18 protein-coding genes and 5 tRNA genes are annotated in these 24,981 nt (G+C 34.7%); 2 read left to right on the forward strand and 21 right to left on the reverse strand.

Features of this window, described 5'->3' with window-relative positions; all coding sequences use genetic code 11:
* Positions 1 to 4,235 (reverse strand): beta strand repeat-containing protein (locus HNQ90_RS15590; RefSeq protein WP_221279887.1); only part of this gene is annotated, 4,235 nt, incomplete at its 3' end.
* A gap of 384 nt (positions 4,236 to 4,619) precedes the next feature.
* On the opposite strand from HNQ90_RS15590, the gene HNQ90_RS15595 reads away from it, so the two are divergent.
* Both HNQ90_RS15595 and HNQ90_RS15600 read left to right on the forward strand, forming a co-directional pair.
* Positions 4,620 to 6,209 carry a peptide chain release factor 3 gene (locus HNQ90_RS15595; RefSeq protein ID WP_144116607.1) on the forward strand — a complete coding sequence of 530 codons (1,590 nt, stop codon included), beginning with the start codon at positions 4,620 to 4,622 and terminating at the stop codon, positions 6,207 to 6,209.
* Between the two features lie 106 nt (positions 6,210 to 6,315).
* Positions 6,316 to 6,546, forward strand: coding sequence for a (4Fe-4S)-binding protein (locus tag HNQ90_RS15600; protein ID WP_144116608.1), 231 nt, complete (start codon positions 6,316 to 6,318; stop codon positions 6,544 to 6,546).
* 461 nt (positions 6,547 to 7,007) lie between these two features.
* Here HNQ90_RS15600 and HNQ90_RS15605 read toward each other — a convergent pair whose 3' ends face one another.
* From HNQ90_RS15605 to HNQ90_RS15700, 20 genes are all read right to left on the reverse strand, one after another.
* On the reverse strand, positions 7,008 to 7,325 hold the full coding sequence (locus tag HNQ90_RS15605) for a DUF3467 domain-containing protein (protein ID WP_144116609.1): 318 nt from the start codon (positions 7,323 to 7,325) through the stop codon (positions 7,008 to 7,010).
* 114 nt (positions 7,326 to 7,439) lie between these two features.
* Positions 7,440 to 11,741 (reverse strand): DNA-directed RNA polymerase subunit beta', encoded by a 4,302-nt coding sequence (gene rpoC, locus HNQ90_RS15610; protein WP_144116610.1) that lies wholly within the window; start codon positions 11,739 to 11,741, stop codon positions 7,440 to 7,442.
* 32 nt (positions 11,742 to 11,773) lie between these two features.
* Complete coding sequence (gene rpoB, locus HNQ90_RS15615; protein WP_144116611.1) at positions 11,774 to 15,586, reverse strand: DNA-directed RNA polymerase subunit beta; 3,813 nt, start codon at positions 15,584 to 15,586, stop codon at positions 11,774 to 11,776.
* Positions 15,587 to 15,779: 193 nt separating this feature from the next.
* A complete protein-coding gene (gene rplL / locus HNQ90_RS15620; protein ID WP_144116612.1) occupies positions 15,780 to 16,154 on the reverse strand; it encodes a 50S ribosomal protein L7/L12 in 375 nt (124 codons plus the stop codon).
* 65 nt (positions 16,155 to 16,219) lie between these two features.
* Positions 16,220 to 16,741 (reverse strand): 50S ribosomal protein L10, encoded by a 522-nt coding sequence (gene rplJ / locus HNQ90_RS15625; RefSeq protein ID WP_144116613.1) that lies wholly within the window; start codon positions 16,739 to 16,741, stop codon positions 16,220 to 16,222.
* Between the two features lie 21 nt (positions 16,742 to 16,762).
* The gene (gene rplA, locus HNQ90_RS15630; RefSeq protein ID WP_144116614.1) at positions 16,763 to 17,452 is read right to left on the reverse strand and encodes a 50S ribosomal protein L1; all 690 of its coding nucleotides are present in this window, start codon (positions 17,450 to 17,452) and stop codon (positions 16,763 to 16,765) included.
* Positions 17,453 to 17,471: 19 nt separating this feature from the next.
* The gene (rplK, locus tag HNQ90_RS15635) at positions 17,472 to 17,909 is read right to left on the reverse strand and encodes a 50S ribosomal protein L11 (protein ID WP_144116615.1); all 438 of its coding nucleotides are present in this window, start codon (positions 17,907 to 17,909) and stop codon (positions 17,472 to 17,474) included.
* 73 nt (positions 17,910 to 17,982) lie between these two features.
* A complete protein-coding gene (gene nusG / locus HNQ90_RS15640) occupies positions 17,983 to 18,537 on the reverse strand; it encodes a transcription termination/antitermination protein NusG (RefSeq protein WP_144116616.1) in 555 nt (184 codons plus the stop codon).
* Between the two features lie 11 nt (positions 18,538 to 18,548).
* The gene (gene secE / locus HNQ90_RS15645; protein WP_092851656.1) at positions 18,549 to 18,743 is read right to left on the reverse strand and encodes a preprotein translocase subunit SecE; all 195 of its coding nucleotides are present in this window, start codon (positions 18,741 to 18,743) and stop codon (positions 18,549 to 18,551) included.
* A gap of 51 nt (positions 18,744 to 18,794) precedes the next feature.
* Positions 18,795 to 18,867: transfer RNA gene (locus tag HNQ90_RS15650), tRNA-Trp, on the reverse strand.
* A gap of 66 nt (positions 18,868 to 18,933) precedes the next feature.
* Positions 18,934 to 20,121 (reverse strand): elongation factor Tu, encoded by a 1,188-nt coding sequence (gene tuf / locus HNQ90_RS15655; RefSeq protein WP_144116617.1) that lies wholly within the window; start codon positions 20,119 to 20,121, stop codon positions 18,934 to 18,936.
* A gap of 70 nt (positions 20,122 to 20,191) precedes the next feature.
* Positions 20,192 to 20,263: transfer RNA gene (locus HNQ90_RS15660), tRNA-Thr, on the reverse strand.
* 90 nt (positions 20,264 to 20,353) lie between these two features.
* A tRNA-Gly gene (locus HNQ90_RS15665) sits at positions 20,354 to 20,426 on the reverse strand.
* 63 nt (positions 20,427 to 20,489) lie between these two features.
* Positions 20,490 to 20,571, reverse strand: a tRNA-Tyr gene (locus HNQ90_RS15670).
* A gap of 32 nt (positions 20,572 to 20,603) precedes the next feature.
* Positions 20,604 to 20,677: transfer RNA gene (locus HNQ90_RS15675), tRNA-Thr, on the reverse strand.
* Between the two features lie 111 nt (positions 20,678 to 20,788).
* Complete coding sequence (gene hpf / locus HNQ90_RS15680) at positions 20,789 to 21,091, reverse strand: ribosome hibernation-promoting factor, HPF/YfiA family (protein ID WP_144116618.1); 303 nt, start codon at positions 21,089 to 21,091, stop codon at positions 20,789 to 20,791.
* Positions 21,092 to 21,126: 35 nt separating this feature from the next.
* Complete coding sequence (locus HNQ90_RS15685; RefSeq protein WP_144116619.1) at positions 21,127 to 22,017, reverse strand: tyrosine-type recombinase/integrase; 891 nt, start codon at positions 22,015 to 22,017, stop codon at positions 21,127 to 21,129.
* A 302-nt stretch (positions 22,018 to 22,319) separates the two neighbouring features.
* Positions 22,320 to 22,514 (reverse strand): 30S ribosomal protein S21, encoded by a 195-nt coding sequence (rpsU, locus tag HNQ90_RS15690; RefSeq protein ID WP_144116620.1) that lies wholly within the window; start codon positions 22,512 to 22,514, stop codon positions 22,320 to 22,322.
* Between the two features lie 388 nt (positions 22,515 to 22,902).
* Positions 22,903 to 24,069 carry an acyl-CoA dehydrogenase family protein gene (locus HNQ90_RS15695; protein ID WP_144116621.1) on the reverse strand — a complete coding sequence of 389 codons (1,167 nt, stop codon included), beginning with the start codon at positions 24,067 to 24,069 and terminating at the stop codon, positions 22,903 to 22,905.
* Entirely contained in the window at positions 24,070 to 24,960 is an 891-nt protein-coding gene (locus tag HNQ90_RS15700; protein WP_144116622.1) for a ComEA family DNA-binding protein, read from the reverse strand.
* Between the last annotated feature and the right edge of the window lie 21 nt (positions 24,961 to 24,981).

A 24,981-nucleotide genomic window follows, 5' to 3' on the forward strand; every position in this document is an offset into this window, starting at 1 on the left:
TTTACTAAGGTTCCTGGATCGGTAACTGCAGTGTCATCATCAGCTACTGGTGGTTGATTTACTGTTACTGTTACATTTCCTACATCTGTTAATCCGTCTTCATCTTCTAATGTATAATCTAAATCTACACTGGCTACTCCTGTTCCTGGTGTAATATCCAAAGTACCATCTGGTTTTAGAGTTACTTCCGTTCCATCGGTTAAGGTTACTGGTGTGTTAACTGTTAATGGAATAGCTACTGTTGGTGCTGCTGGATCAAAAACTTCGGTAATTACTAAGTTGGAATTTAATCCATCTGGATCATTATCACCATCTAAAGCATTTACATTTACTAAGGTTCCTGGATCGGTTACTGCTGTTTCATCATCGGCTACTGGTGGTTGATTTACAGTTACTAAGATGTTTCCAGTATCTGTTAATCCGTCTTCATCTTCTAATGTATAATCTAAATCTACACTGGTTACTCCTGTTCCTGGTGTAATATCCAAAGTACCGTTTGGTAATAAGGTCACTACCGTTCCATCGGTTAAGGTTACTGGTGTGTTAACTGTTAATGGAATAGCTAGTGTTGGTGCTACTGGATCAAAAACTTCGGTAATTACTAAGTTGGAATTTAATCCATCTGGATCATTATCACCATCTAAAGCATTTACATTTACTAAGGTTCCTGGATCGGTTACTGCTGTTTCATCATCGGCTACTGGTGGTTGATTTACAGTTACTAAGATGTTTCCAGTATCTGTTAATCCGTCTTCATCTTCTAATGTATAATCTAAATCTACACTGGTTACTCCTGTTCCTGGTGTAATATCCAAAGTACCGTTTGGTAATAAGGTTACCGTAGTACCATCTGCTAATGTTTCTGTAACACCTTCCGATAATGGAATCGCTACTCCTGGGTTTGATGGATCAAAAATCTCTGTGATCGATAAGTTGGAATTTAATCCATCTGGGTCATTATCACCATCCAATGCGTTTACATTTACTAAGGTTCCTGGATCGGTTACTGCTGTTTCATCATCGGCTACTGGTGGTTGATTTACAGTTACTAAGATGTTTCCAGTATCTGTTAATCCGTCTTCATCTGCTAATGTGTAATCTAAATCTACACTCGTTACACCTGTTCCTGGAGTAATATCTAAAGTACCGTTGGCTAATAAGGTTACCGTAGTACCATCTGCTAATGTTTCTGTAACACCTTCCGATAATGGAATCGCTACTCCTGGGTTTGATGGATCAAAAATTTCTGTGATCGATAAGTTGGAATTTAATCCATCTGGGTCATTATCACCATCCAATGCGTTTACATTTACTAAGGTTCCTGGATCGGTTACTGCTGTTTCATCATCAGCTACTGGTGGTTGATTTACAGTTACTAAGATGTTTCCAGTATCTGTTAATCCGTCTTCATCTGCTAATGTATAATCTAAATCTACACTCGTTACACCTGTCCCTGGAGTAATATCTAAAGTACCGTTAGCTAATAAGGTTACCGTAGTACCATCTGCTAATGTTTCTGTAACACCTTCCGATAATGGAATCGCTACTCCTGGGTTTGATGGATCAAAAATTTCTGTGATCGATAAGTTGGAATTTAATCCATCTGGGTCATTATCACCATCCAATGCGTTTACATTTACTAAGGTTCCTGGATCGGTTACTGCTGTTTCATCATCGGCTACTGGTGGTTGATTTAAAGTTAGAGTAGCACAATTAACCTCACTGATACATTCATTATCATCATATGTAATTAGTAAACAATACTGAGTACCATCTAAACCAGTAACATCAACAATACTTAATGTGTTTGTATTTTCCCCTGAATAATTAGTATTCGATGCAGCAATTGCAGTAGACCCATCAGGATTTGGCGTTCCTATATGCCATTCATAATTTATACCACTTGTAGAACTTGTACCTGATCCATAATCTGGAACCCTATTAGATACTGGACCAGTAAAAGTAGTTGTATTATCTGCACTCACTGGGGTAATAGTAAAAGACGTACCTGATCCTACATTAACTGACTGATCCACTAATGCTGCAGCATCTACAATAACTTGGCTAGCCGTAGTCACTTCAGCAGAAGTATCCTGCGGGCTACCTGAAACCGTAGGCACTCCATTAGTCCCAACAGGACTATCTAAGCTATCATCTGTACCTGGATTCACCAAATTCGCTGCTGTAAAAGCCCCTTGACCTTCAATAGCATCAGGACAACCATCGTTATCACTATCAAGATCCAAATTATCAGAAAGTCCATCGCCATCTGTATCAGGACAAATTAATACAGAGGTCTCTATAATTAAAGATGTTAATGTATTTATAATATTTTCTCTAGCTCCATTTTGAGCCAAATCTTCAAACAATAGGGTTGCTTCAACGAAAGGAGAATCTGCAATGAAAGTGGCACTTGCCCCATTAGTTTCTCCACCTACTGTACCTCTAAGTAAAGAAGATCCTACTCCACCTCTAGTAAGAAATTCTTGGTTAGAGCTTCCACCTACAGATATATTATTAGCTGCATCTCCATTTTCATTATTAGTTATTAAAGCACCTGTTGTTAAATCATATGACGCCATATCACCAGAGTCTACCTGCCATGTACCTGGTATTGTAAATGCTATAGCATCTGTTGGACTTGTAGCGTTGTTATCTCTATCATAATCATCAAGTGTTGGTAATTGTATCCTATCTATCGCAATTGTAGAAGTAAAAGTTATGGCACTTTCTAATACGGCAAACTCGCCAGGGTTTGTTCCTCCATCACCGTCTAAAGCTTCAATTACTGGAGATGAACCCGCGGTAATAGTTACACCACTTGCTTCTGTAGTACCTGTTGAACCATAAAAATATAATGGATTTGTAGCCGTACTTACAGTTATAGTTTCTTGATTTCCATCAACGGTTGCAGTAAACACCAATGTACCTGCAGAAGACAATGCCTCATCATAAGCAAAACTAACAGTGCTTCTTCCCGTACATTCGTCCAAATCAAGGATACCATCATTATCGTTATCTAAATCACAGGAATCAGATATTCCATCATTATCAATATCAGGATTACCTGAAGCAACCGCATCACACTCATCAACCACAGTAATTTGTAAATTACTTCGATTAGAACTAACTCCTAAATCATCTTCAACAGAAAACAAAATAGAAGCATCACCAATATAATCTTGCTGTGGTAAGAAAATAACATTTCCTGTGTTATCTACCGTATAAGTACCAATACCAGAAATTACTAAAGGAGTTCCAAAAGAGCCTTGATTAGCAGGGTTACTAGGATCCCATAATCTCACCGTTGAAACATCCAAATTACCATCCGGATCACTTGACCCTGGCAAAACATTTTTAGAAAATGTTGAATTTGAAGCTATTACATTCCCTAAATTATTTATAACCACAGGAGGATCATTAACATCTACTGTGTTTTCTGTATTAAAAGTCACCTCTCCTAAAAAGCTAATAGAATTCTGCCTATCATTACTATCATTAGAGCTACCATTTCTAAATTTTACTACACTAATATTAGTATAATCCACCCTAACAACATATTCAGTATTTGCAGCATCTATTCCAGCAGCAAAATCAACATCACTTTGAAACCTTGTCCAAGCACCATTTTGCGACACCACTAATTCTGTAGTTGGAGAAGCACCACCTTCTATAGTATATGAATCTGTTACAATAACCTCTAAATACTCAAAACCGTCAACATCAATAGCTTCAAGAGAAAAATTATCAAGTCGTGCCCTTATTCCTTGGTCATTAGCATCGGTTACAGAACCATCTAATACAAATTCAATTTGCCACTCCACATAACCATCACCCGCACCAGTATTTACGGTTGGCTCAAATCTATCATCTTCACCTAAAGCAGAATCTACAGTAAATGAATTAGCTGTTGCTTCCTGCGTATTAACCTTATTCACAATAGTTACAATAGCGTCAATAAATACTCCATCTGAAGAAACCTCTATATTTTGATAAATATATTTAGCCCCGACCTGTTCAGCTCCAGCTCCGTTAGCCAAAAGTGTTGGCCCTTGAGATAAGTTGAATGTTGGCTTAGTTTGTGCAGCAAGATTATTAATGCTTAGTAAACATAACGTTAGTACTAAAAAAACACCTTTTAGTAAGGATACATAGACAGATAATTGAAAAAACTTCTTAAATGCTCTTATTTCTAGCTTAGAAATAAATAATTTTAATTGAGTAAAATTTATCATATTAAGGGAAGGGTGAATTATAAAAACAACTTTTTATTTTGGATATAAAAATAGGCATTTGAGAGAAAAAATTATAGTGCAACAATAATATTACAAGAAAAATACTACCAAAAGTCAATTTTTAAGCTAAATTATAAAAAAATATTAACATATGTTAACAATTAAAAATAAATGTATACTCAAATACACTTAAACATCATTGCTAATATTATTGCAAAAATGATGTTTGGAAATGAATTATCATGAGATTAAACCACGCAATTACTACTCAAAATTTGGTTTAATTTAAATCTAATAATAACCAATACACTACTAAGACACAAAATCACAAACGAAAGTCACAAAAATCCTTTATAAAAAGTATATTTGCCAAAATTTAATTTTATGTCTTTTTTAAAAGAAATACAACGCAGACGAACCTTTGGAATTATTTCTCATCCCGATGCTGGTAAAACTACATTAACAGAGAAACTATTACTATTTGGAGGTGCAATTCAAGAAGCTGGAGCAGTAAAGAGTAATAAAATAAAAAAAGGTGCTACCAGTGATTTTATGGAAATAGAACGCCAGCGTGGAATATCGGTAGCTACCTCTGTATTAGCTTTTGAATATAATGGCATTAAAATTAATATTCTTGATACACCAGGGCACAAGGATTTTGCTGAAGATACATTTAGAACACTAACCGCCGTGGACAGTGTTATTGTTGTAATTGACGTTGCAAAAGGTGTTGAGGAGCAAACCGAAAAACTAGTAGAAGTTTGCCGTATGCGTAACATCCCAATGATTGTATTCATAAATAAAATGGATAGAGAGGGAAAAGATGCTTTCGATTTATTAGACGAGGTTGAGCAAAAACTAGGATTAAAGGTAACACCTCTTAGTTTTCCTATTGGGATGGGCTACGACTTTAAAGGAATCTATAATCTATGGGAGAAAAACGTTAATCTTTTTAGTGGTGATAGCAGAAAAGATATTGAAGAAACAGTTGAGATTTCAGATTTATCTTCAGCAGAATTAGATAAATTAGTAGGACAAGAAGCCGCTGATACTTTAAGAGAAGAAATTGAATTAGTAGAAGGTATTTACCCTTCATTTAATAAAGAAGATTACCTAAATGGGCAACAACAACCCGTATTTTTCGGTTCTGCATTAAACAATTTTGGGGTTAGAGAACTATTGGATTGTTTTGTTGAAATTGCCCCAAAACCAAGGCCAAAACAAAGTGAAGAACGTCTAGTTAAGCCAGACGAAAATAAATTTAGTGGTTTTGTATTTAAGATACATGCCAATATGGATCCTAACCACCGAAACAGGTTAGCATTTATAAAAATTGTATCTGGCGAGTTTAAAAGAAACACACCATACTTGCACGTACGCCATAACAAAAAAGTAAAATTCTCCAGCCCAAATGCTTTTTTTGCTGAGAAAAAGGAAATAGTAGACATCTCGTATCCTGGTGATATTGTTGGCTTACAAGATACCGGAACATTTAAAATAGGCGATACATTAACAGAAGGCGAAGTATTAAATTACAAAGGTGTACCTAGCTTTTCTCCAGAACATTTTAGATATATTAATAATGCCGATCCTTTAAAATCTAAACAACTATTTAAAGGTATAGACCAATTAATGGACGAAGGTGTAGCTCAATTATTTACATTAGAGCTAAACGGTAGAAAAGTAATTGGAACCGTTGGAGCCTTACAATATGAAGTAATTCAATATAGACTAGAACACGAATATGGTGCTAAATGTACCTACGAAAACTTGAATGTACATAAAGCATGTTGGGTAGATCCTAAAAACTCAAAAAGTGCAGAATACAAGGAATTTGTACGAGTAAAACAACGTTTTTTAGCAAAAGACAAGCAAAACCAATTAGTATTCTTAGCAGATTCTGCTTTTTCATTACAAATGACGCAGCAAAAATATCCAAATATAAAACTACATTTCACTTCAGAATTTGAGTAATATTAGCCAAAATTTTAGGCTAAATATAAAATTGAAACCTTATAACTAAAGGGCTATATAACAATTATAAGCCCACATATAACAGTCAATCCCAAATTGATACAGTATGAATATTGAATATAAAACATTTAAAAACAAAGAAGTAACGGTAACTTACGACCCAAGAAAATGTGAACTATCTGGAACTTGCTCCAAAGAACTTTCGGATGTATTTAGCGATAGCATAATCCCTTGGGTAAATTTAGAAAACACAGAAACCGAAAAAATAATTAAACAAATAAAAAAATGTCCTTCAGGTGCTTTAAAATTTCGGTTAAGAGAAAAAGCAACGTATTAAGTATATATCTTTGGTACAAAAATGGAAGTGAAACAGAAAAATACTTAAATTAAAACGATTTAAGACCGTTTCGTAAACCATCCTAAACAAGTACATGTAAATTTAATTAAACTCGATTAAAAGTATATTTATGAAGGTCGGCTTCTAAACCACTATAAGGTAAACTTATTGATAAATTATTTTATATAAATAATTTATATAATAAAGGAAATTTCAATTTTTTTTATATATCAGATTAAAATTAAATAAAAAAAGCAGGACGTATAAATTTATACGTCCTGCTTTTTTTAGCAATAGATATTAATTTCCTTTTAAAACACAAAAAATAAAATTGTGTTCTCCACTAATTAAAAAAACATGCTTGACCCGTTGGTTCGAAATTCAAAGGCATTGGTGGTTGCTCAAACAAAACATTTTGAGCACCACTTTTAAGAAAAACTATTATCCTCCACTACCCTTGATTATGCCTGACCTGTTGGTCCGAAATTCAGTGGCATTGGTGGTTGCTCATAATCTTTGATTTCACCATGGGCATTTTCAAATCTTGTAACATTTTCACCTAATGCCTTCAATAAACGTTTAGCGTGCTGCGGTGTTAATATAATCCTAGATTTAACCTTGTTTTTGGGAACACCTGGCATAATATTTACAAAATCCACTACAAATTCTGATACTGAATGGTTTATAATAGCTAGGTTAGAATAAGTACCTTCGGCAACTTTTTCGTCTAGCTCAATATTAATCTGTCCTTGTTTTGGCTTATCTTTTTCTTCTGCCATAATAACGTATTTTTTAAGTATTAAAAAAGCCTTCAAGTATAATATACATGAAGGCTTTTAGTTTTATAAATTCCCGCCTTCTTGCCTGCCGGCAGGCAGGCGCGGAAATAAAATTTAATTGTAATTCAATTCTTGTTTTACTTGCATCATTTCATCAAACTCTTCTTTAGAGCCAACAATAATATCAGAGTAACTTCTCATACCTGTACCTGCAGGAATTCTATGTCCTACAATTACATTTTCTTTCAATCCTTCTAAAGAATCAACTTTACCAGCAACAGCGGCTTCGTTAAGTACTTTAGTTGTTTCTTGGAAAGAAGCAGCAGAGATAAATGACTTCGTTTGAAGTGACGCTCTTGTAATACCTTGAAGTATTGGTGTAGCAGTTGCAGGTTGTGCATCTCTTGCTGTTACCAATGCCTTATCTTCTCTACGTAAAATAGAATTCTCATCTCTTAACTCACGAGGCGAAATAATTTGTCCCGCTTTAAGGTTAGATGAATCTCCGGCATCTTCAATAACTTTCATTCCAAAAATATCATCGTTTTCTTTGATGAAATCTGCTTTATGAGCTAATTGATCTTCTAAGAAAATAGTATCTCCAGAATCAATAATTCTAACTTTACGCATCATTTGTCTTACAACAACTTCAAAGTGCTTATCGTTAATCTTCACACCTTGTAAACGATATACTTCTTGTACTTCATTTACTAAGTATTGTTGAACAGCTGAAGGGCCTTTAATATTTAAAATATCGTTTGGTGTTATAGAACCATCAGATAATGGCATACCAGCTTTTACGAAATCATTTTCTTGTACAAGAATCTGACTTGATAACTTAACTAAGTATTTCTTAACATCTCCTAATTTAGACTCTACTATAATCTCACGGTTACCACGTTTAATTTTCCCGAAAGAAACTACACCATCAATTGCACTTACAACTGCTGGGTTAGATGGGTTACGCGCTTCAAATAACTCAGTTACACGAGGAAGACCACCTGTAATATCACCTGCTTTAGAAGATTTACGAGGTATTTTAACTAATATTTTACCAACACTAATCTTATCACCATCATCAATCATTAAGTGGGCACCAACTGGTAAGTTATAAGAACGCATTGTTTCTCCTTTAGAATCTTCAATATGAAGCGTTGGAATAAGCTTTTTATTTCTAGATTCAGAAATTACTTTTTCTTGGAAACCTGTTTGTTCATCAATTTCAACTTGGTAAGTAACACCTTGCTCAACGTTTTCATATCTTACTTTACCAGCAAATTCTGAAACGATTACACCATTATATGGATCCCAAGTACACACCACATCACCTTTACTTAATTTATCACCATTCTTTATTTGAATAGTAGAACCGTAAGGAATATTATTAGTACTTAAAACAATACCTGTTTTCTTATCAATAAGTTTAAGTTCAGATGTTCTAGAAATAACGATATCTGCATCATTTCCTTCGCTATCTTGACCTTTAACTGTTTTTAAATCTTCTATTTCAGCAATACCATCAAACTTAACAGCTAAATTGTTATCCTCTGAAATGTTACCTGCAATACCACCTACGTGGAATGTACGAAGCGTTAACTGTGTACCAGGTTCACCAATTGATTGTGCAGCAACTACACCAACAGCTTCACCGCGTTGCACCATTTTACCGGTAGCTAAGTTACGTCCATAACATTTAGCACAAATACCTTTTAAAGCTTCACAAGTTAATGCTGAACGTACCTCTAAACTATCAATAGGAGAAGCTTCAATTGCTTTAGCAACATCATCTTCAATTAATTGACCAGCTGATACTAATAACTCATCAGTAAGCGGGTCTACAACATCATTTAATGACACACGACCAACTATTCTTTCTTGTAATTTTTCAACTACTTCATCATTCTTTTTCAATGCTTCAACTTCAACACCTCTTAAAGTACCACAATCTTCAGTATTGACAATAACATCTTGAGATACATCTACTAAACGACGTGTTAAGTAACCCGCATCGGCAGTTTTAAGAGCCGTATCCGCAAGACCTTTACGTGCACCGTGAGTAGAGATAAAGTATTCTAAAATTGAAAGTCCTTCTTTAAAGTTAGAAAGAATTGGATTCTCAATAATAGATCCACCTCCTGCTGTAGATTTTTTAGGCTTAGCCATTAATCCACGCATACCTGTTAACTGACGAATCTGTTCTTTAGATCCACGAGCTCCAGAGTCAAGCATCATAAACACCGAGTTAAATCCTTGTTGGTCTTCTCTAATACGTTTCATTGACAATTCTGTCAATTCAGCATTTGTAGATGTCCAGATATCAATAACTTGGTTATAACGTTCGTTATTTGTAATAAGCCCCATGTTATAGTTTCCAGTAATACCGTCAACTAAACCATTAGCTTTATCAATCATACTTTGCTTTTCTGGTGGGATAATAATATCACCTAAACTAAATGATAATCCACCTTGGAATGCAAATTTAAATCCTAATGTTCTAATACTATCTAAGAAATCAGCACATTCAGGAACAGATGTTGCCTTAAGAATATCACCAATAATATCTCTTAAAGATTTTTTGGTTAATACTTGGTTGATGAATCCTGCTGCTTGTGGCACGTGTTGGTTAAATAACACACGACCAACAGTAGTTTCAACAATCATTCTGTCTAACTTACCATCTTCATTAATATCAATAGTTCTAACTTTGATACCAGCATTTAATTCAACCTTTCCTTCATTAAAAGCAATCTCTACTTCTTCTGGAGAATAGAATGTTAAACCTTCACCTTTTACTTTTACCTCTGCAGTAGAAGTACGTAACTTAGTCATGTAGTATAAACCAAGTACCATATCCTGAGAAGGTACAGTTACTGGCGCACCATTTGCTGGATTTAAAATATTATGAGAGGCCAACATTAACATTTGACACTCTAATATTGCTTCTGGTCCAAGTGGTAAGTGAACTGCCATCTGGTCACCATCAAAATCGGCATTAAATGCCGCACATGCTAATGGGTGTAATTGAATTGCTTTTCCTTCAATTAATTTTGGTTGAAAAGCTTGTATACCCAAACGGTGTAAAGTAGGCGCACGGTTTAGTAATACCGGATGTCCTTTAAGAACATTTTCCAAGATATCCCAAACCACTGGTTCTCTTTTATCTATAATTTTCTTTGCAGATTTTACAGTTTTTACAATACCTCTTTCAATTAGTTTCCTAATTACGAAAGGCTTGTATAACTCAGCTGCCATATTTTTAGGCAATCCACATTCAAATAATCTTAATTCTGGACCAACAACAATTACAGAACGTGCAGAATAATCAACACGCTTACCAAGTAAGTTTTGACGGAAACGCCCTTGCTTACCTTTAAGTGAATCTGAAAGTGATTTTAACGGTCTGTTAGAATCTGTTTTTACAGCTGAAGATTTACGAGTGTTATCAAATAATGAATCAACCGATTCTTGTAACATACGTTTTTCATTACGTAAAATTACTTCTGGTGCTTTTATCTCAACTAATCTTTTAAGACGGTTGTTACGGATAATTACACGACGGTATAAATCATTTAAATCTGAAGTTGCAAAACGACCACCATCTAAAGGCACTAACGGACGTAATTCTGGCGGAATAATTGGCACCACCTTCATAATCATCCACTCTGGTCTGTTTTCTCTATTAAGATTTGATTTACTCAACGATTCAACAACTTGTAAACGTTTTAAAGCTTCTGTTTTACGTTGCTTAGACGTTTCAGTATTTGCTTTATGACGTAACTCGTATGATAAAGATTCTAAATCAATTCTTGCTAATAAATCTATTAAACACTCAGCACCCATTTTAGCTAAAAACTTATTTGGGTCTTCATCATCTAAATACTGATTATCTTGAGGAAGTGATTCTAATACATTTAGGTATTCTTCTTCAGTAAGGAAATCCATTTTTTGTAATGGTTCGCCTTCTTCATTTTTAGCATTACCTGGTTGTATTACTACATAACGTTCGTAGTAAATAATCATATCTAATTTCTTAGATGGTAACCCTAATAAATAACCTATTTTATTTGGTAAAGAACGGAAGTACCAGATATGAGCTACAGGAACCACTAAATTAATGTGCCCTACTCTATCACGACGTACTTTCTTTTCTGTTACTTCTACACCACAACGGTCACATACAATACCCTTGTAACGAATTCTTTTATATTTACCACAAGCACACTCATAATCCTTTACAGGACCAAAAATACGCTCACAGAACAAACCATCACGTTCAGGTTTGTGAGTTCGATAATTGATAGTTTCTGGTTTTAAAACCTCACCTCTAGACTCTGCTAAAATAGACTCTGGTGATGCTAAACCAATTGAGATTTTGTTGAATCTCTTAACTGTATTTTTATCTTGTTTTCTTGCCATAATAAATGGTTGAAATGAATTTAATTAATTAACTACTCCTCTAATCTGATGTCTAAACCTAAACCTTTCAATTCGTGCATAAGTACGTTGAATGATTCTGGTAAACCTGGATCTGGCATTGGCTCGCCTTTTACGATTGCTTCGTAAGTTTTAGCTCTACCAATTACATCATCAGATTTTACAGTTAAGATCTCGCGTAAAGTACTTGATGCTCCATAAGCCTCAAGTGCCCAAACTTCCATCTCACCAAAACGCTGACCACCAAACTGTGCTTTACCACCTAATGGTTGTTGTGTAATTAATGAGTAAGGTCCAATAGAACGTGCGTGCATTTTATCGTCTACCATGTGTCCTAATTTCAACATGTAAATCACACCAACTGTAGCCGGTTGATCGAAACGTGCACCTGTTCCACCATCATATAAATATGTATGACCGTATCTTGGTATTCCTGCTTCATCAGTCAAAGCATTAATCTGATCGATATTAGCACCATCAAAAATTGGAGTTGCATATTTACGATCTAATTTTTGACCTGCCCAACCAAGAACAGTTTCATAAATCTGACCAATGTTCATACGAGATGGTACACCAAGTGGATTTAATACAATATCAACAGGCGTTCCATCTTCTAAGAAAGGCATATCTTCTTGACGAACAATACGTGCAACAATACCCTTGTTACCGTGACGTCCTGCCATTTTATCACCTACTTTCAACTTTCGTTTCTTAGCAATGTATACTTTAGCTAATTTGATAATTCCAGCTGGTAACTCATCACCTACAGAGATTGTAAATTTCTCGCGACGTAATGCCCCTTGTAAATCGTTCTCTTTAATTTTGTAGTTATGAACTAAATCTGCAACTAACTTGTTAGTATGCTCATCAGTTGTCCATTTACCTGACACTAAATGCGCATAATCATCAACAGCATTTAACATTTTAAGTGTAAACTTTTTACCTTTTGGTAATACCTCTTCACCTAAATCGTTAAAAATACCTTGAGCTGTTTTACCATTTACAATAGCAAATAGTTTTTCAACTAAAACATCTTTTAACTCGTCAAACTTTCTATCGTATTGCGCTTCTAAAGCTAAGATATCATCTTTATCTTGTGCTCTTTTACGCTTATCTTTTACCGCTCTTGCGAATAATTTCTTTTCAATTACAACACCATGTAATGAAGGCGAAGCTTTTAAAGATGCATCTTTAACATCTCCTGCTTTATCCCCAAAAATAGCACGTAATAATTTCTCTTCAGGAGTTGGATCAGATTCACCTTTTGGTGTAATCTTACCAATTAAAATATCTCCAGGTTTAACTTCGGCACCAACTCTAATCATTCCATACTCATCAAGGTCTTTTGTAGCCTCTTCAGAAACGTTAGGAATATCGTTTGTTAATTCTTCGTTACCTAATTTAGTATCTCTTACATCAAGAGAATACTCATCAATATGAATCGATGTAAAGATATCTTCACGAACTACTTTTTCAGAAATTACAATCGCATCCTCAAAGTTATACCCTTTCCAAGGCATAAAGGCTACTTTCATATTTCTACCTAAAGCAAGTTCTCCTTTTTGTGTTGCATAACCTTCACATAAAACTTGTCCTTTAGTTACTTTATCACCTTTAACAACGATTGGTTTAAGGTTAATAGAAGTTCCTTGATTCGTTTTACGGAATTTCACCAATTGATATGTTTTAACATCAGAATCGAAGCTTACTTTAGCTTCATCTTCAGTACGATCATATCTAATTTGAATTTCTTTTGCATCAACATAAAGTACTTCACCATTTCCTTCAGCATTAATTAACACTCTAGAATCTGATGCTACTTGACGCTCTAACCCTGTACCAACTATAGGAGCATCTACTCTTAATAAAGGAACAGCTTGACGCATCATGTTAGATCCCATCAAGGCTCTATTCGCATCATCATGTTCTAAGAACGGAATTAACGAAGCCGATATAGATGAAATTTGGTTTGGTGCAACATCTGTATAATGCAGCTCATTAGGATCAATTACAGGGAAGTCACCTTCCATTCTTGCAATTACCTTATCATGTAAAATTTTACCGCTATCATCAACATTTACCGTTGCTTGAGCGATTAATTTATCTTCTTCCTCTTCTGCACTTAAATAAATTGGTTCGTTTTTAATATCTACAACACCATCTGTTACCTTTCTATAAGGTGTTTCAATGAATCCCATAGAATTCACTTTAGCAAATACTGAAAGTGAAGATATTAAACCAATATTTGGTCCCTCTGGTGTTTCAATTGGACAAAGTCTTCCGTAGTGTGTATAGTGAACATCACGAACCTCAAACCCTGCTCTTTCTCTAGATAAACCTCCTGGTCCAAGAGCTGATAAACGACGCTTATGCGTAATTTCAGCTAATGGATTGGTTTGATCCATAAATTGAGATAACTGGTTTGTACCAAAGAAAGAATTAATTACAGACGATAATGTCTTAGCATTAATTAAATCGATAGGTGTAAATACCTCGTTATCACGAACGTTCATACGCTCACGAATAGTACGAGCCATACGTGCTAAACCAACACCAAATTGAGAAGATAATTGCTCACCTACAGTACGTACACGACGGTTAGATAAGTGATCAATATCATCAATCTCTGCTTTAGAATTGATAAGCTCGATTAAATATTTTATAATAGTAATGATATCTTCTTTGGTAAGCACTTGCTTATCCATTCCGATATCTAAACCTAATTTTTTGTTCATTCTGTAACGACCTACCTCTCCTAAAGAGTAACGTTGGTCTGAGAAGAATAATTTATCTATAATTCCACGTGCTGTTTCCTCATCTGGCGGCTCAGCATTACGTAATTGTCTATAGATATGTTCAACAGCCTCTTTTTCAGAGTTTGTTGGATCTTTTTGAAGCGTATTATGAATAATAGCATAATCTCCTTGTTCATTAGATTCTTTATGTAAAAGAATCGTTTTAACTTCAGCTTCAAGAATTTCTTCTATATTTTCTTTATCAAGAACCGTATCACGATCAAGCACAATTTCGTTACGCTCGATAGATACAACTTCTCCAGTATCTTCATCAACAAAATCCTCATGCCATGTATTTAATACACGCGCAGCTAATTTTCTTCCTAAGTATTTTTTTAATCCAGATTTTGAAACTTTAGCTTCTTCTGCTAAATCAAAAATCTCTAATATATCTTTATCACGCTCAAATCCAATTGCACGGAAAAGCGTAGTAACAGGTAATTTTTTCTTTCTATCAATGTATGCATACATCACCTGGTTGATGTCTGTAGCAAACTCAATCCAAGATCCTTTAAATGGAATAACCCTTGCTGAATATAATTTTGTTCCATTGGCATGGAAAGACTGACCGAAAAATACTCCTGGTGAACGGTGTAATTGAGATACTACTACACGCTCTGCACCATTAATACAAAACGTACCAGATGGTGTCATGTAAGGTATAGTTCCTAAGTACACATCTTGAACAATGGTTTCGAAATCTTCATGTTCAGGATCGGTACAATATAACTTTAACCTTGCTTTAAGCGGAACGCTATAAGTAAGTCCTCTTTCAATACACTCTTCAATGGCATATCTTGGTGGATCTACGAAGTAATCTAAAAATTCTAAAACGAATTGATTACGAGAATCAGTAATTGGAAAGTTTTCCATGAAGGTATTATAAAGACCTTCATCACCTCTTTCTTCAGATTTTGTCTCTAATTGGAAAAAATCCTGGAAGGATTTTATCTGAATATCCAAGAAGTCTGGATAATCTGTCTTATTTACAATAGACGAGAAATTTAATCTTTCAGCTTGTGTTGATAACATCAATGGACGGAATTTTGATTAAAAAATAGTGATAGTGCTTTTAAACACTAGTTAAACATTAAATTATGTATCCATAGTTTAACGCGATTTTGCAATTTATTTTTGCTATATCATTATATACGCAAAATGGTCTAGGTGTTATCCCGCTAGAAGCGGGATATACCTAAACCTTTGTATTATTGAGTAGTAAAGCTTACTTAAGCTCAACCTCAGCTCCAGCCTCTTCTAAAGATGCTTTTAATGCTTCAGCTTCATCTTTAGTAACACCTTCTTTGATTGCACTTGGTGCATCATCCACTAAACCTTTAGCTTCTTTTAATCCTAAACCAGTTAATTCTTTAACTAATTTTACTACAGCTAGTTTAGAACCACCTGCCGCTTTTAAGATTACATCAAATTCAGTTTGCTCTTCAGCAGCTTCTCCACCACCAGCACCAGCAGCAGCAACAGCTACAGCTGCAGCAGCAGGCTCGATACCATACTCATCTTTTAATATAGTTGCTAACTCATTTACTTCTTTTACAGTAAGGTTAACTAATTGTTCTGCGAAATCTTTTAAATCTGCCATTTTTCTATCGTTTTAATAATTTTGTAATAATAATATAATTGTAATAAAGTGCGTACTGTTTAATACTATTCTGATCTCTCAGAAAGTGTTTTGATAAGTCCAGCTATAGTTCCTCCACCTGATTTAAGTGCAGAAATAACGTTTTTAGCAGGCGATTGTAATAATCCAACAATCTCTCCTATTAACTCTTCTTTAGACTTAATATCAACTAACATGTCTAACTGATCATCGCCAATATAAACTGCTTCCTCAATAAAAGCTCCTTTTAATAAAGGCTTCTCTGATTTTTTACGGAAGGTTTTAATTAACTTAGCCGGTGCATTACCAGTTTCAGAATACATCACAGATGTATTTCCTTTTAATACTGAAGCAAGGTCTCCAAAATCTCTATCTGAAGCTTCCATTGCTTTTTCAAGTAATGTGTTCTTAACAACTGCCATTTGCACGTTTGCTTTGTAAGCAGCACGACGCAAGTTAGAAGTAGTTCCAGCATTTAATCCTGAAATATCTGCTAAATAGATATTTGAGTTATTAGCTAATTCTGCAGTTAATTCCTCAATTACTTGTGATTTTTCTTCTCTAGTCATAATTTGAAAGTTTTAACTTAATTAACCAATTTTAGGATCAATAGCTATACTAGGGCTCATTGTAGAAGACATAAATATGCTTTTTACATAAACACCTTTAGCGGTTGTCGGTTTCAGTTTCATTAATGTTGTTAATAATTCATTTGCGTTACCCGCAATTTTATCAGCACTAAATGATGCTTTACCAATAGCAGCGTGTACAATACCGGTTTTATCAACCTTAAAGTCAATTTTACCAGCTTTTACTTCGCTAACTGCTTTAGCAACATCCATAGTTACTGTTCCTGTTTTAGGGTTTGGCATTAAACCACGAGGACCTAATACACGTCCTAAAGGACCTAATTTACCCATAACACTTGGCATAGTAACAATAACGTCTACATCTGTCCAACCACCTTTGATTTTATCAAGGTACTCATCTAAACCAACGTAATCTGCTCCAGCTTCTTTAGCTTCCGCTTCTTTGTCTGGTGTTACTAATGCTAATACTTTCATGTCTTTACCAGTTCCGTGTGGTAATGAAACCACCCCTCTAACCATTTGATTAGCTTTACGAGGATCTACTCCTAAACGTACTGCTAAATCAACTGATGCGTCGAACTTGGTATTGGTAATTTCTTTAATTAAAGCTGAAGCTTCGTTTAAAGAATAAACTTTACCTTTTTCAATTTTTGCTAAAGCCTCTTTTTGCTTTTTTGTTAATCTTGCCATTTTTTAATGCTTTAATAGATTAAGAAGGGAATTGCCCTGTTACGGTTATACCCATCGATCTTGCTGTACCAGCTACCATTTTCATAGCAGACTCGATAGTAAATGCGTTTAAATCTACCATTTTGTCTTCTGCGATGGTTTTAACCTGATCCCAAGATACTTTAGCTACTTTTTTTCGGTTTGGCTCTCCAGACCCTTTCTTCACCTTTGCAGCTTCTAATAATTGAACTGCTGCTGGTGGAGTTTTAATTACAAAGTCAAATGATTTGTCTTTGTAAACAGATATAACAACTGGTAATACTTTACCTGCTTTATCTTGGGTTCTGGCATTGAATTGCTTACAGAACTCCATGATGTTAACACCTGCAGCTCCTAAAGCGGGTCCAACCGGTGGCGATGGATTCGCAGCACCTCCCCGAACTTGTAACTTAACTACTTTACCTAATTCTTTTGCCATTTTTAATAATTTAATTTTTTGATGTTATCTTTCTTTTGGAAGCGAAAGACTCATCTATCGTAATGTAACACTATTATACTTTTTCAACTTGCATATAACTTAATTCTAATGGTGTTTTTCTTCCGAAAATCTTAACCATAACTTCAAGTTTACGCTTTTCTTCATTAATTTTCTCAATAGTTCCATCAAACCCGTTGAAAGGACCATCGATAACTTTAACTGTTTCTCCTTTAGTAAAAGGAATTGCAACATTTGCACTTTCTTCAACTGAAAGCTCATCAACCTTACCTAACATTCTGTTAACTTCAGATTGTCTTAATGGCACAGGATCTCCACCTTTAGTTTCCCCTAAAAAACCAATTACATTAGTAACCGATCTAATAATATGAGGAACCTCTCCAGTTAAGTTAGCTTGAACCATAATATATCCAGGAAAGAATGTTTTCTCTTTCTGGATTTTTTTTCCGTTACGGATTTGAATCACTTTTTCTGTAGGTACAAGTACTTGATCAACATAATCTTCTAAACCTAAACGAGCAATTTCATTCTCGATATAAGTTTTGATCTTGTTTTCCTGACCACTTACTGCACGAACAACGTACCATTTTTTTTCACTTACTTCAGACATAAATTCTCTTTTTAACTAATCGATTGAAAGTAAGCTGTTATAACTTTACTAAAAACTGTATCTACACCCCAAATAGCAAGTGAAAATATAATAGAGAATACAGCTACCAAGATTGTTAAACTCTGCGCTTCAGCCCAAGTAGGCCACGACACATTATTTTTTAACTCTCCGAATGATTCTTTAATATAGTTTACTAATCCAGCCATGACGTTATTTTATTTTTAATCTAAATTGAAATGTTACTCAATTCTTTGTTGCACGGGCGGAGAGACTCGAACTCCCGACACCTGGTTTTGGAGACCAGTGCTCTACCAACTGAGCTACGCCCGTAAATACAAGTCAAGGTATTCCAAATAAACGGAATACCTTAACTTATAATATTTATTTAAACTTGTATTAGTCTAATATTTCAGTTACCTGACCTGCACCAACAGTTCTACCACCTTCACGTATAGCGAAACGTAGACCTATGTTCATTGCAATTGGCTGAATTAACTCAACAGTAATAGTTAAGTTATCTCCAGGCATAACCATTTCAACACCATCAGGAAGCGCAATGTTTCCAGTTACGTCAGTTGTACGTACGTAGAACTGTGGACGGTAGTTGTTATGGAATGGAGTGTGACGTCCACCTTCTTCTTTTTTAAGGATATAAACCTCAGCTTTAAATTTAGCGTGTGGAGTTACAGAACCTGGTTTAGTAATTACCATACCTCTAGAGATTTGAGATTTCTCAATACCTCTTAATAAGATACCAGCGTTATCACCAGCTTCACCTCTATCTAATATTTGACGGAACATTTCAATTCCAGTAATAGTAGAAGTTAATTTCTCAGCTCCCATACCAATAATTTCTACAGGATCTCCAGTGTTAGCAACACCAGTTTCAATACGACCAGTTGCAACAGTACCACGACCAGTAATAGAGAATACATCCTCGATAGGCATTAAGAAAGGCTTATCCATATCACGTACAGGCTCTTCGATCCAATCATCACAAGCTTGCATTAATTCTAATACAGTATCAACCCATTTTTGCTCACCGTTAAGTGCACCTAAAGCAGAACCTGATACTACAGGACCATTATCACCATCGTATTCATAGAAAGATAATAAATCTCTAACTTCCATGTCTACTAATTCTAATAGCTCTTCATCATCCACCATATCAACTTTGTTTAAGAAAACAACGATACGAGGAATTCCTACTTGACGACCTAATAAGATGTGCTCACGAGTTTGTGGCATAGGACCATCAGTTGCAGCAACTACTAAAATAGCTCCATCCATCTGTGCAGCACCTGTTACCATGTTTTTTACGTAATCGGCGTGACCTGGACAGTCAACGTGTGCGTAATGACGATTTGCTGTTTGATATTCTACGTGTGAAGTATTAATTGTAATACCTCTTTCTTTTTCTTCTGGTGCGTTATCAATTTGATCAAATGATCTCGCTTCCGAATAACCTGCATCAGCTAATACTTTAGTAATAGCAGCAGTTAAAGTTGTTTTACCGTGATCTACGTGTCCAATTGTACCAATATTTAAGTGTGGTTTTGAACGATCGAAAGTTGCCTTTGCCATGTTTTTAAATAATTTTAATCTTAGTTATATAATAATATTAGTGTAATCTACTTTTTTTTACTCTTAATAGAGCCAATGACGAGAATTGAACTCGTGACCTCTTCCTTACCAAGGAAACGCTCTACCCCTGAGCTACACCGGCGTAAAGTTTTTATTCCCTATTCTTCCAAAACAACCATCTATATGTTGCTATCTATGAAAGAAGAGATTCCTGCCTTCGCAGGAATTTTAGAGCGAGAGACCGGGTTCGAACCGGCGACATTCAGCTTGGAAGGCTGACGCTCTACCAACTGAGCTACTCTCGCAATTTTAGATAAACTTACGCTTATCAAACTTCAATATTTCAAGAAAAATAACAAAAAAAGTTGTGGGGAGAGCAGGATTCGAACCTGCGAAGACGTAGTCAGCAGATTTACAGTCTGCCCTCGTTGGCCGCTTGAGTATCTCCCCAATTAACTTTATTTCAATATTTTAAGAACTTGAGCCGATGGAGGGACTCGAACCCACGACCTGCTGATTACAAATCAGCTGCTCTAGCCAGCTGAGCTACATCGGCTTTTCAAGATTTTTTTTACTAAAAAACCACATAAAAAAAGCCCGCTATTTCTAACGGACTGCAAATGTATAGATTTTTTACATTATTCAAAACATTTTTTAATAAATTTTATTATAAATGTGCTCTTAATTTTTCTTTTCGCTTTTTTAACTGCCTTTCTAGAGACGCAACTGCCATATCTGCGCCCTCTTCGAACGTTTTACATTGCTTCTTTACAACGAAGCTATCACCGGGTACACTTACTTTTGCTTCAAATATTTTATTTTCTTTATCACTTGTGTTTTCTAATTTTAAAAAAACTTCCGATTTGATAACTTTATCATAGAACAAATCTAATTTATCCATTCGTTGTTGAATAAAGTCTATCAATTTTTGATCTGCATTGAAATTTACTGATTGGGTGTTTACTTTCATACTCGTTTTTTTTGGTTAGACAATAACTTTAAATTCTATTTTTTACTTCTTGGGTGTGCATTAATATGCACTTTTTTCAATTCGGCTATACTATTATGAGTATACACTTGTGTGGAAGCTAAACTGGAATGTCCTAGAAGTTCTTTAACAGCATTTAAATCGGCACCTTGATTTAACAAATGCGTAGCGAAGGAGTGCCTAAGTATATGGGGACTCTTCTTTACTTTTGAAGATGCCAAACTAAAATACTCATTTATTATTCTGTAAACAAGTGTTTCGTATATTTTAACTCCTTTTTTTGTTAAAAATAGCTGCTGGCCATCTATAATGCTATCTATACTTTTTCTAAAACTTAAATAGGTTTCTGCGGTTTGCACTACAGACTTTAATAACGGCACAATACGTTCTTTATTTCTTTTACCTAATACTTTTAACGTATTATTATGTAAATCTAAACTGCTTAGTTTTAGCTCTACCAATTCTATTCTTCTTATACCGGTAGAATAAAATAACTCTATAATAAATTTATTCCTTACGCTCTCAAAATCGTTTGCCGAGTTTAAATAGTCTAAAACAGATTCTATTTCGGCCTCAGAAAATGGCACTTGTATTTTTTTACTTGTTTTTAATGCTTTATGTTTTGATAGCGGGTTTAATTCTATATCGCCAGTTTTTAATAGAAATTTATAAAAGGTATTTAATGCCGATACTTTTCGGTTTATGGTGCGGTTAGATATTCCTTTTTCCACTAAGGTTACAATCCAATTTCGTATTTGTGGGTAATTGACCTGTTTTATAGAACTTGAATCGTATTCGTTTTTTATAAATTCTGAAAACTCATTTAAATCGTTTTGGTAGGCGTTTACTGTTAACTTGGAATAGTTTTTTTCTAATAGTAGATAATCTGTAAATTGAGTGAAGGGCATATTAACTTATGTTGAACTATGAATATACAATAGTTTTATTTAATCTGAATTTATTGTGATTATTTTTTTAACATGAATTTCATGAATCGTTTTATGCGTGTCTGTAATTATTTGAAAAACCCTTTTTGAAACTGTTGTGTGAATGGGCAGTAATGTTCTTGCACTAATATTCACTGAGATTTACTCCTTTCTTATTAGCTATCAATTCAATTTGAATGTTTTAAAATTCTATTAACAGAAATAGTGTTAAACAAAAAATCCCGCTATAAATAGCGGGATTATTATGGTTTTAAAAAAGTGAATTACACATTTTCTGCATCTCTTAAACTTTGAATGTATTGTGCTTTTTTTATTAGCGCTCTACGTTCAACAGAGGGTTTAGTGAACTGCTTACGTTCTTGCAACTGATTTTTAACCGTTGTTTTAACAAACTTACGTTTGTAACGTTTTAACGCTCTTTCTATATTTTCTCCTTCTTTTACTTGAATTTTTAACATAGTGTCTTAACCTCCTCTCTTTTAGAATTTTCAGGCCGCAAATATAATAAGTAATTTAGAATTTGCAATTGTTTGTATTGGTATTTTTTACGAGATTTTAATTTAGAATTATAATTAGTAAATCCTTTATATAAACGCTCCTAACACAATTTCTAAACTGTAATGCTTTTACAAGGATAAATAAGTGCGTTAGGGATTGAAACGGCATCCTTTTTAAAATAGAGAAGCAATGCATTTAATTTAAGGTAAAAAACAAATGGATAGCCACGACAATCTAAATTCGTTATTACCTTTTAAAAAGATATAGTGGAAAGCCCGACCCTTGGGTAACGCCCAACTTCTCGATACCATTTCGATAAAAAATTTAAGTTACTAGAAGTGACTACAATTATGTTGCTGGCTTATACTCTTTTTTGTCTATTATTATTTTAGCTAAAATTTCGCGGAGTATCTCGGAGGTTCCGCCACCTATTGGCCCTAGCCTACTGTCGCGCAGGAGTCTTGCCATTGGATATTCTTCCATGTAACCATATCCGCCTAAAAATTGTAGGCATTGGTAAATAACCTCGTCGGCCATTTTGGTTGATTTTAATTTAGACATGGTAGCCTCCTTTACTACGTACTCGCCATTATTTAACCTTGCGGCTATGGTGTAGTTAAAGATTTTGTTTACCTCTAGATCTGAATATAAATCTGCGATGCTGTGGCGTAAGGCTTGAAATTTATCGATAGTTCTACCAAATGCTTCGCGTTCGCTCATGTATTTTAGTGCGTACTCTAGTGCGAATTCTGCGCGCGCATGGGCGTTTATTCCCATTATTAAACGCTCTAGAGAGAAGTGCTGCATGATATATGAAAAGCCTTTATCCGCTTCGCCCATAAGGTTTTGGATTGGTACTTTTACATTATCGAAAGCTATTTCGCCAGTATCTGATGCGCGCCAACCTAGTTTATCTAGTTTTGTAGCAGATACTCCTGCCATATCGCGATCTAGTACAAATATACTTATGCCTTTATTACCTAGTTCTGGTGTTGTTTTGGCAGCTACTATTAAATAATCGCTTAAAACACCGTTGGTAATAAATGTTTTTGAGCCGTTAATTACGTAATGATCGCCTTGCTTTACTGCTGTTGTGCGCATTCCTGCTACATCGCTACCGCCAAAGGGCTCAGTTATACACAGACAACCTATTTTATCGCCTGCTATACTTGGCGCTAAATATTTTTGTTTGATAGCTTCATCGCCTTCGGCATTTAAATGCGTCATAGCTAAATACACATGTGCCCAAATTGCGGCTGCAAAACCGCCAGAGTTTATTTTTTGAAGTTCTTCGAGTAGAATAACAGTGTAGAATAAATCTAGATTCATGCCTCCGTAGGCTTCTGGATAATTGATACCAAAAAAGCCCATATCGCCAAATTTCTTCCAGATAAACCTGTCGATTATACCTGTTTGCTCCCATTTTTCGATATGTGGAACCACTTCTTTTTGTAAAAAATCTTGAAGGCTTTTTCTAAAAAGATTGTGTTCTTCGCTGAAGTACATGCTATTCATTTATTTTTCTTTTTCGAAGTGCAAATATAATTCAATTATCTTGATTTTATTTAAAGGGAAGTCTTTTACTTTTTTTAATTGATTAATAGAATTAAACCCTTCCATTAATATACGTTGCTCAATAATACTGTGGGCTAGATCGTAATCGATATGCGGAATGGTTACCAAATCATCTACCGTGGCGGTATTTATATTGAGCTTTTTAATTGCTTTTGGTGTTTTTACTGTAAACTGGTTTGTTATGTTTTGAATAACTTCTGGCGTTAACCCATAAACATCGTGCAGCTGAATATCGGTAATAAAACCGCCAACGGATTTATTTCGATATTTAATAATACGGTCTGACAACACCTTGCCTACTCCATTTACTTTTTGAAGTTGTTGGGCAGTTGCTGTGTTTAAATCTTGTTTTTGAGCGTAGGTTTTGGGTTTATTACTATAACTATTTGAAGTGTTATCGCTAGCTTTATAATTTGGCTTGGGATTGGTTATCCATTCTGGGAACTTAAAAAAAGGAGCCATTGCATTTAACAATGAATCTGAAACTTTTGTAACCTCTTGAAACTGCTTGGTAGAGTTAATCCATTTGTTTTGTTTTCTAAACGCTAACAGCCTATCTATTTCTTGGCTATTCATACCTAATGAAGCGCCTTTAAAATCTGTTATATAATTAGGATTGAAAGGGTATATTTTGGGTTTTCGGGCTTTTATCTCTACTTGTTTTAATGAATCTATTTCTTTGGTGAAATTTGCTAATTCCAATTGATCGACTTCAATATGGTTTGATTGAAAACTAATAAAAAAATAAGCGCATTGGCATATTACAATAAGAATAAGCAATAAAAAAATCCCATTTCGTTGTTTTTTAGAAAACGTAAAATGGGATTTCATATATTTTAATTTTAATATTTA

It is taken from the genome of Algibacter amylolyticus (assembly GCF_014202225.1).
In the GTDB taxonomy this organism is placed as follows: domain Bacteria; phylum Bacteroidota; class Bacteroidia; order Flavobacteriales; family Flavobacteriaceae; genus Algibacter_B; species Algibacter_B amylolyticus.

Excerpts from the sequence above, each read along its gene's own strand:
- HNQ90_RS15595 (WP_144116607.1), top strand. The coding sequence starts at position 4,620 with ATGTCTTTTTTAAAAGAAATACAACGCAGACGAACCTTTGGAATTATT.
- HNQ90_RS15600 (WP_144116608.1), top strand. The coding sequence starts at position 6,316 with ATGAATATTGAATATAAAACATTTAAAAACAAAGAAGTAACGGTAACT.
- HNQ90_RS15605 (WP_144116609.1), bottom strand. The coding sequence starts at position 7,325 with ATGGCAGAAGAAAAAGATAAGCCAAAACAAGGACAGATTAATATTGAG.
- rpoC (WP_144116610.1), bottom strand. The coding sequence starts at position 11,741 with ATGGCAAGAAAACAAGATAAAAATACAGTTAAGAGATTCAACAAAATC.
- rpoB (WP_144116611.1), bottom strand. The coding sequence starts at position 15,586 with ATGTTATCAACACAAGCTGAAAGATTAAATTTCTCGTCTATTGTAAAT.
- rplL (WP_144116612.1), bottom strand. The coding sequence starts at position 16,154 with ATGGCAGATTTAAAAGATTTCGCAGAACAATTAGTTAACCTTACTGTA.
- rplJ (WP_144116613.1), bottom strand. The coding sequence starts at position 16,741 with ATGACTAGAGAAGAAAAATCACAAGTAATTGAGGAATTAACTGCAGAA.
- rplA (WP_144116614.1), bottom strand. The coding sequence starts at position 17,452 with ATGGCAAGATTAACAAAAAAGCAAAAAGAGGCTTTAGCAAAAATTGAA.
- rplK (WP_144116615.1), bottom strand. The coding sequence starts at position 17,909 with ATGGCAAAAGAATTAGGTAAAGTAGTTAAGTTACAAGTTCGGGGAGGT.
- nusG (WP_144116616.1), bottom strand. The coding sequence starts at position 18,537 with ATGTCTGAAGTAAGTGAAAAAAAATGGTACGTTGTTCGTGCAGTAAGT.
- secE (WP_092851656.1), bottom strand. The coding sequence starts at position 18,743 with ATGGCTGGATTAGTAAACTATATTAAAGAATCATTCGGAGAGTTAAAA.
- tuf (WP_144116617.1), bottom strand. The coding sequence starts at position 20,121 with ATGGCAAAGGCAACTTTCGATCGTTCAAAACCACACTTAAATATTGGT.
- hpf (WP_144116618.1), bottom strand. The coding sequence starts at position 21,091 with ATGAAAGTAAACACCCAATCAGTAAATTTCAATGCAGATCAAAAATTG.
- HNQ90_RS15685 (WP_144116619.1), bottom strand. The coding sequence starts at position 22,017 with ATGCCCTTCACTCAATTTACAGATTATCTACTATTAGAAAAAAACTAT.
- rpsU (WP_144116620.1), bottom strand. The coding sequence starts at position 22,514 with ATGTTAAAAATTCAAGTAAAAGAAGGAGAAAATATAGAAAGAGCGTTA.
- HNQ90_RS15695 (WP_144116621.1), bottom strand. The coding sequence starts at position 24,069 with ATGAATAGCATGTACTTCAGCGAAGAACACAATCTTTTTAGAAAAAGC.
- HNQ90_RS15700 (WP_144116622.1), bottom strand. The coding sequence starts at position 24,960 with ATGAAATCCCATTTTACGTTTTCTAAAAAACAACGAAATGGGATTTTT.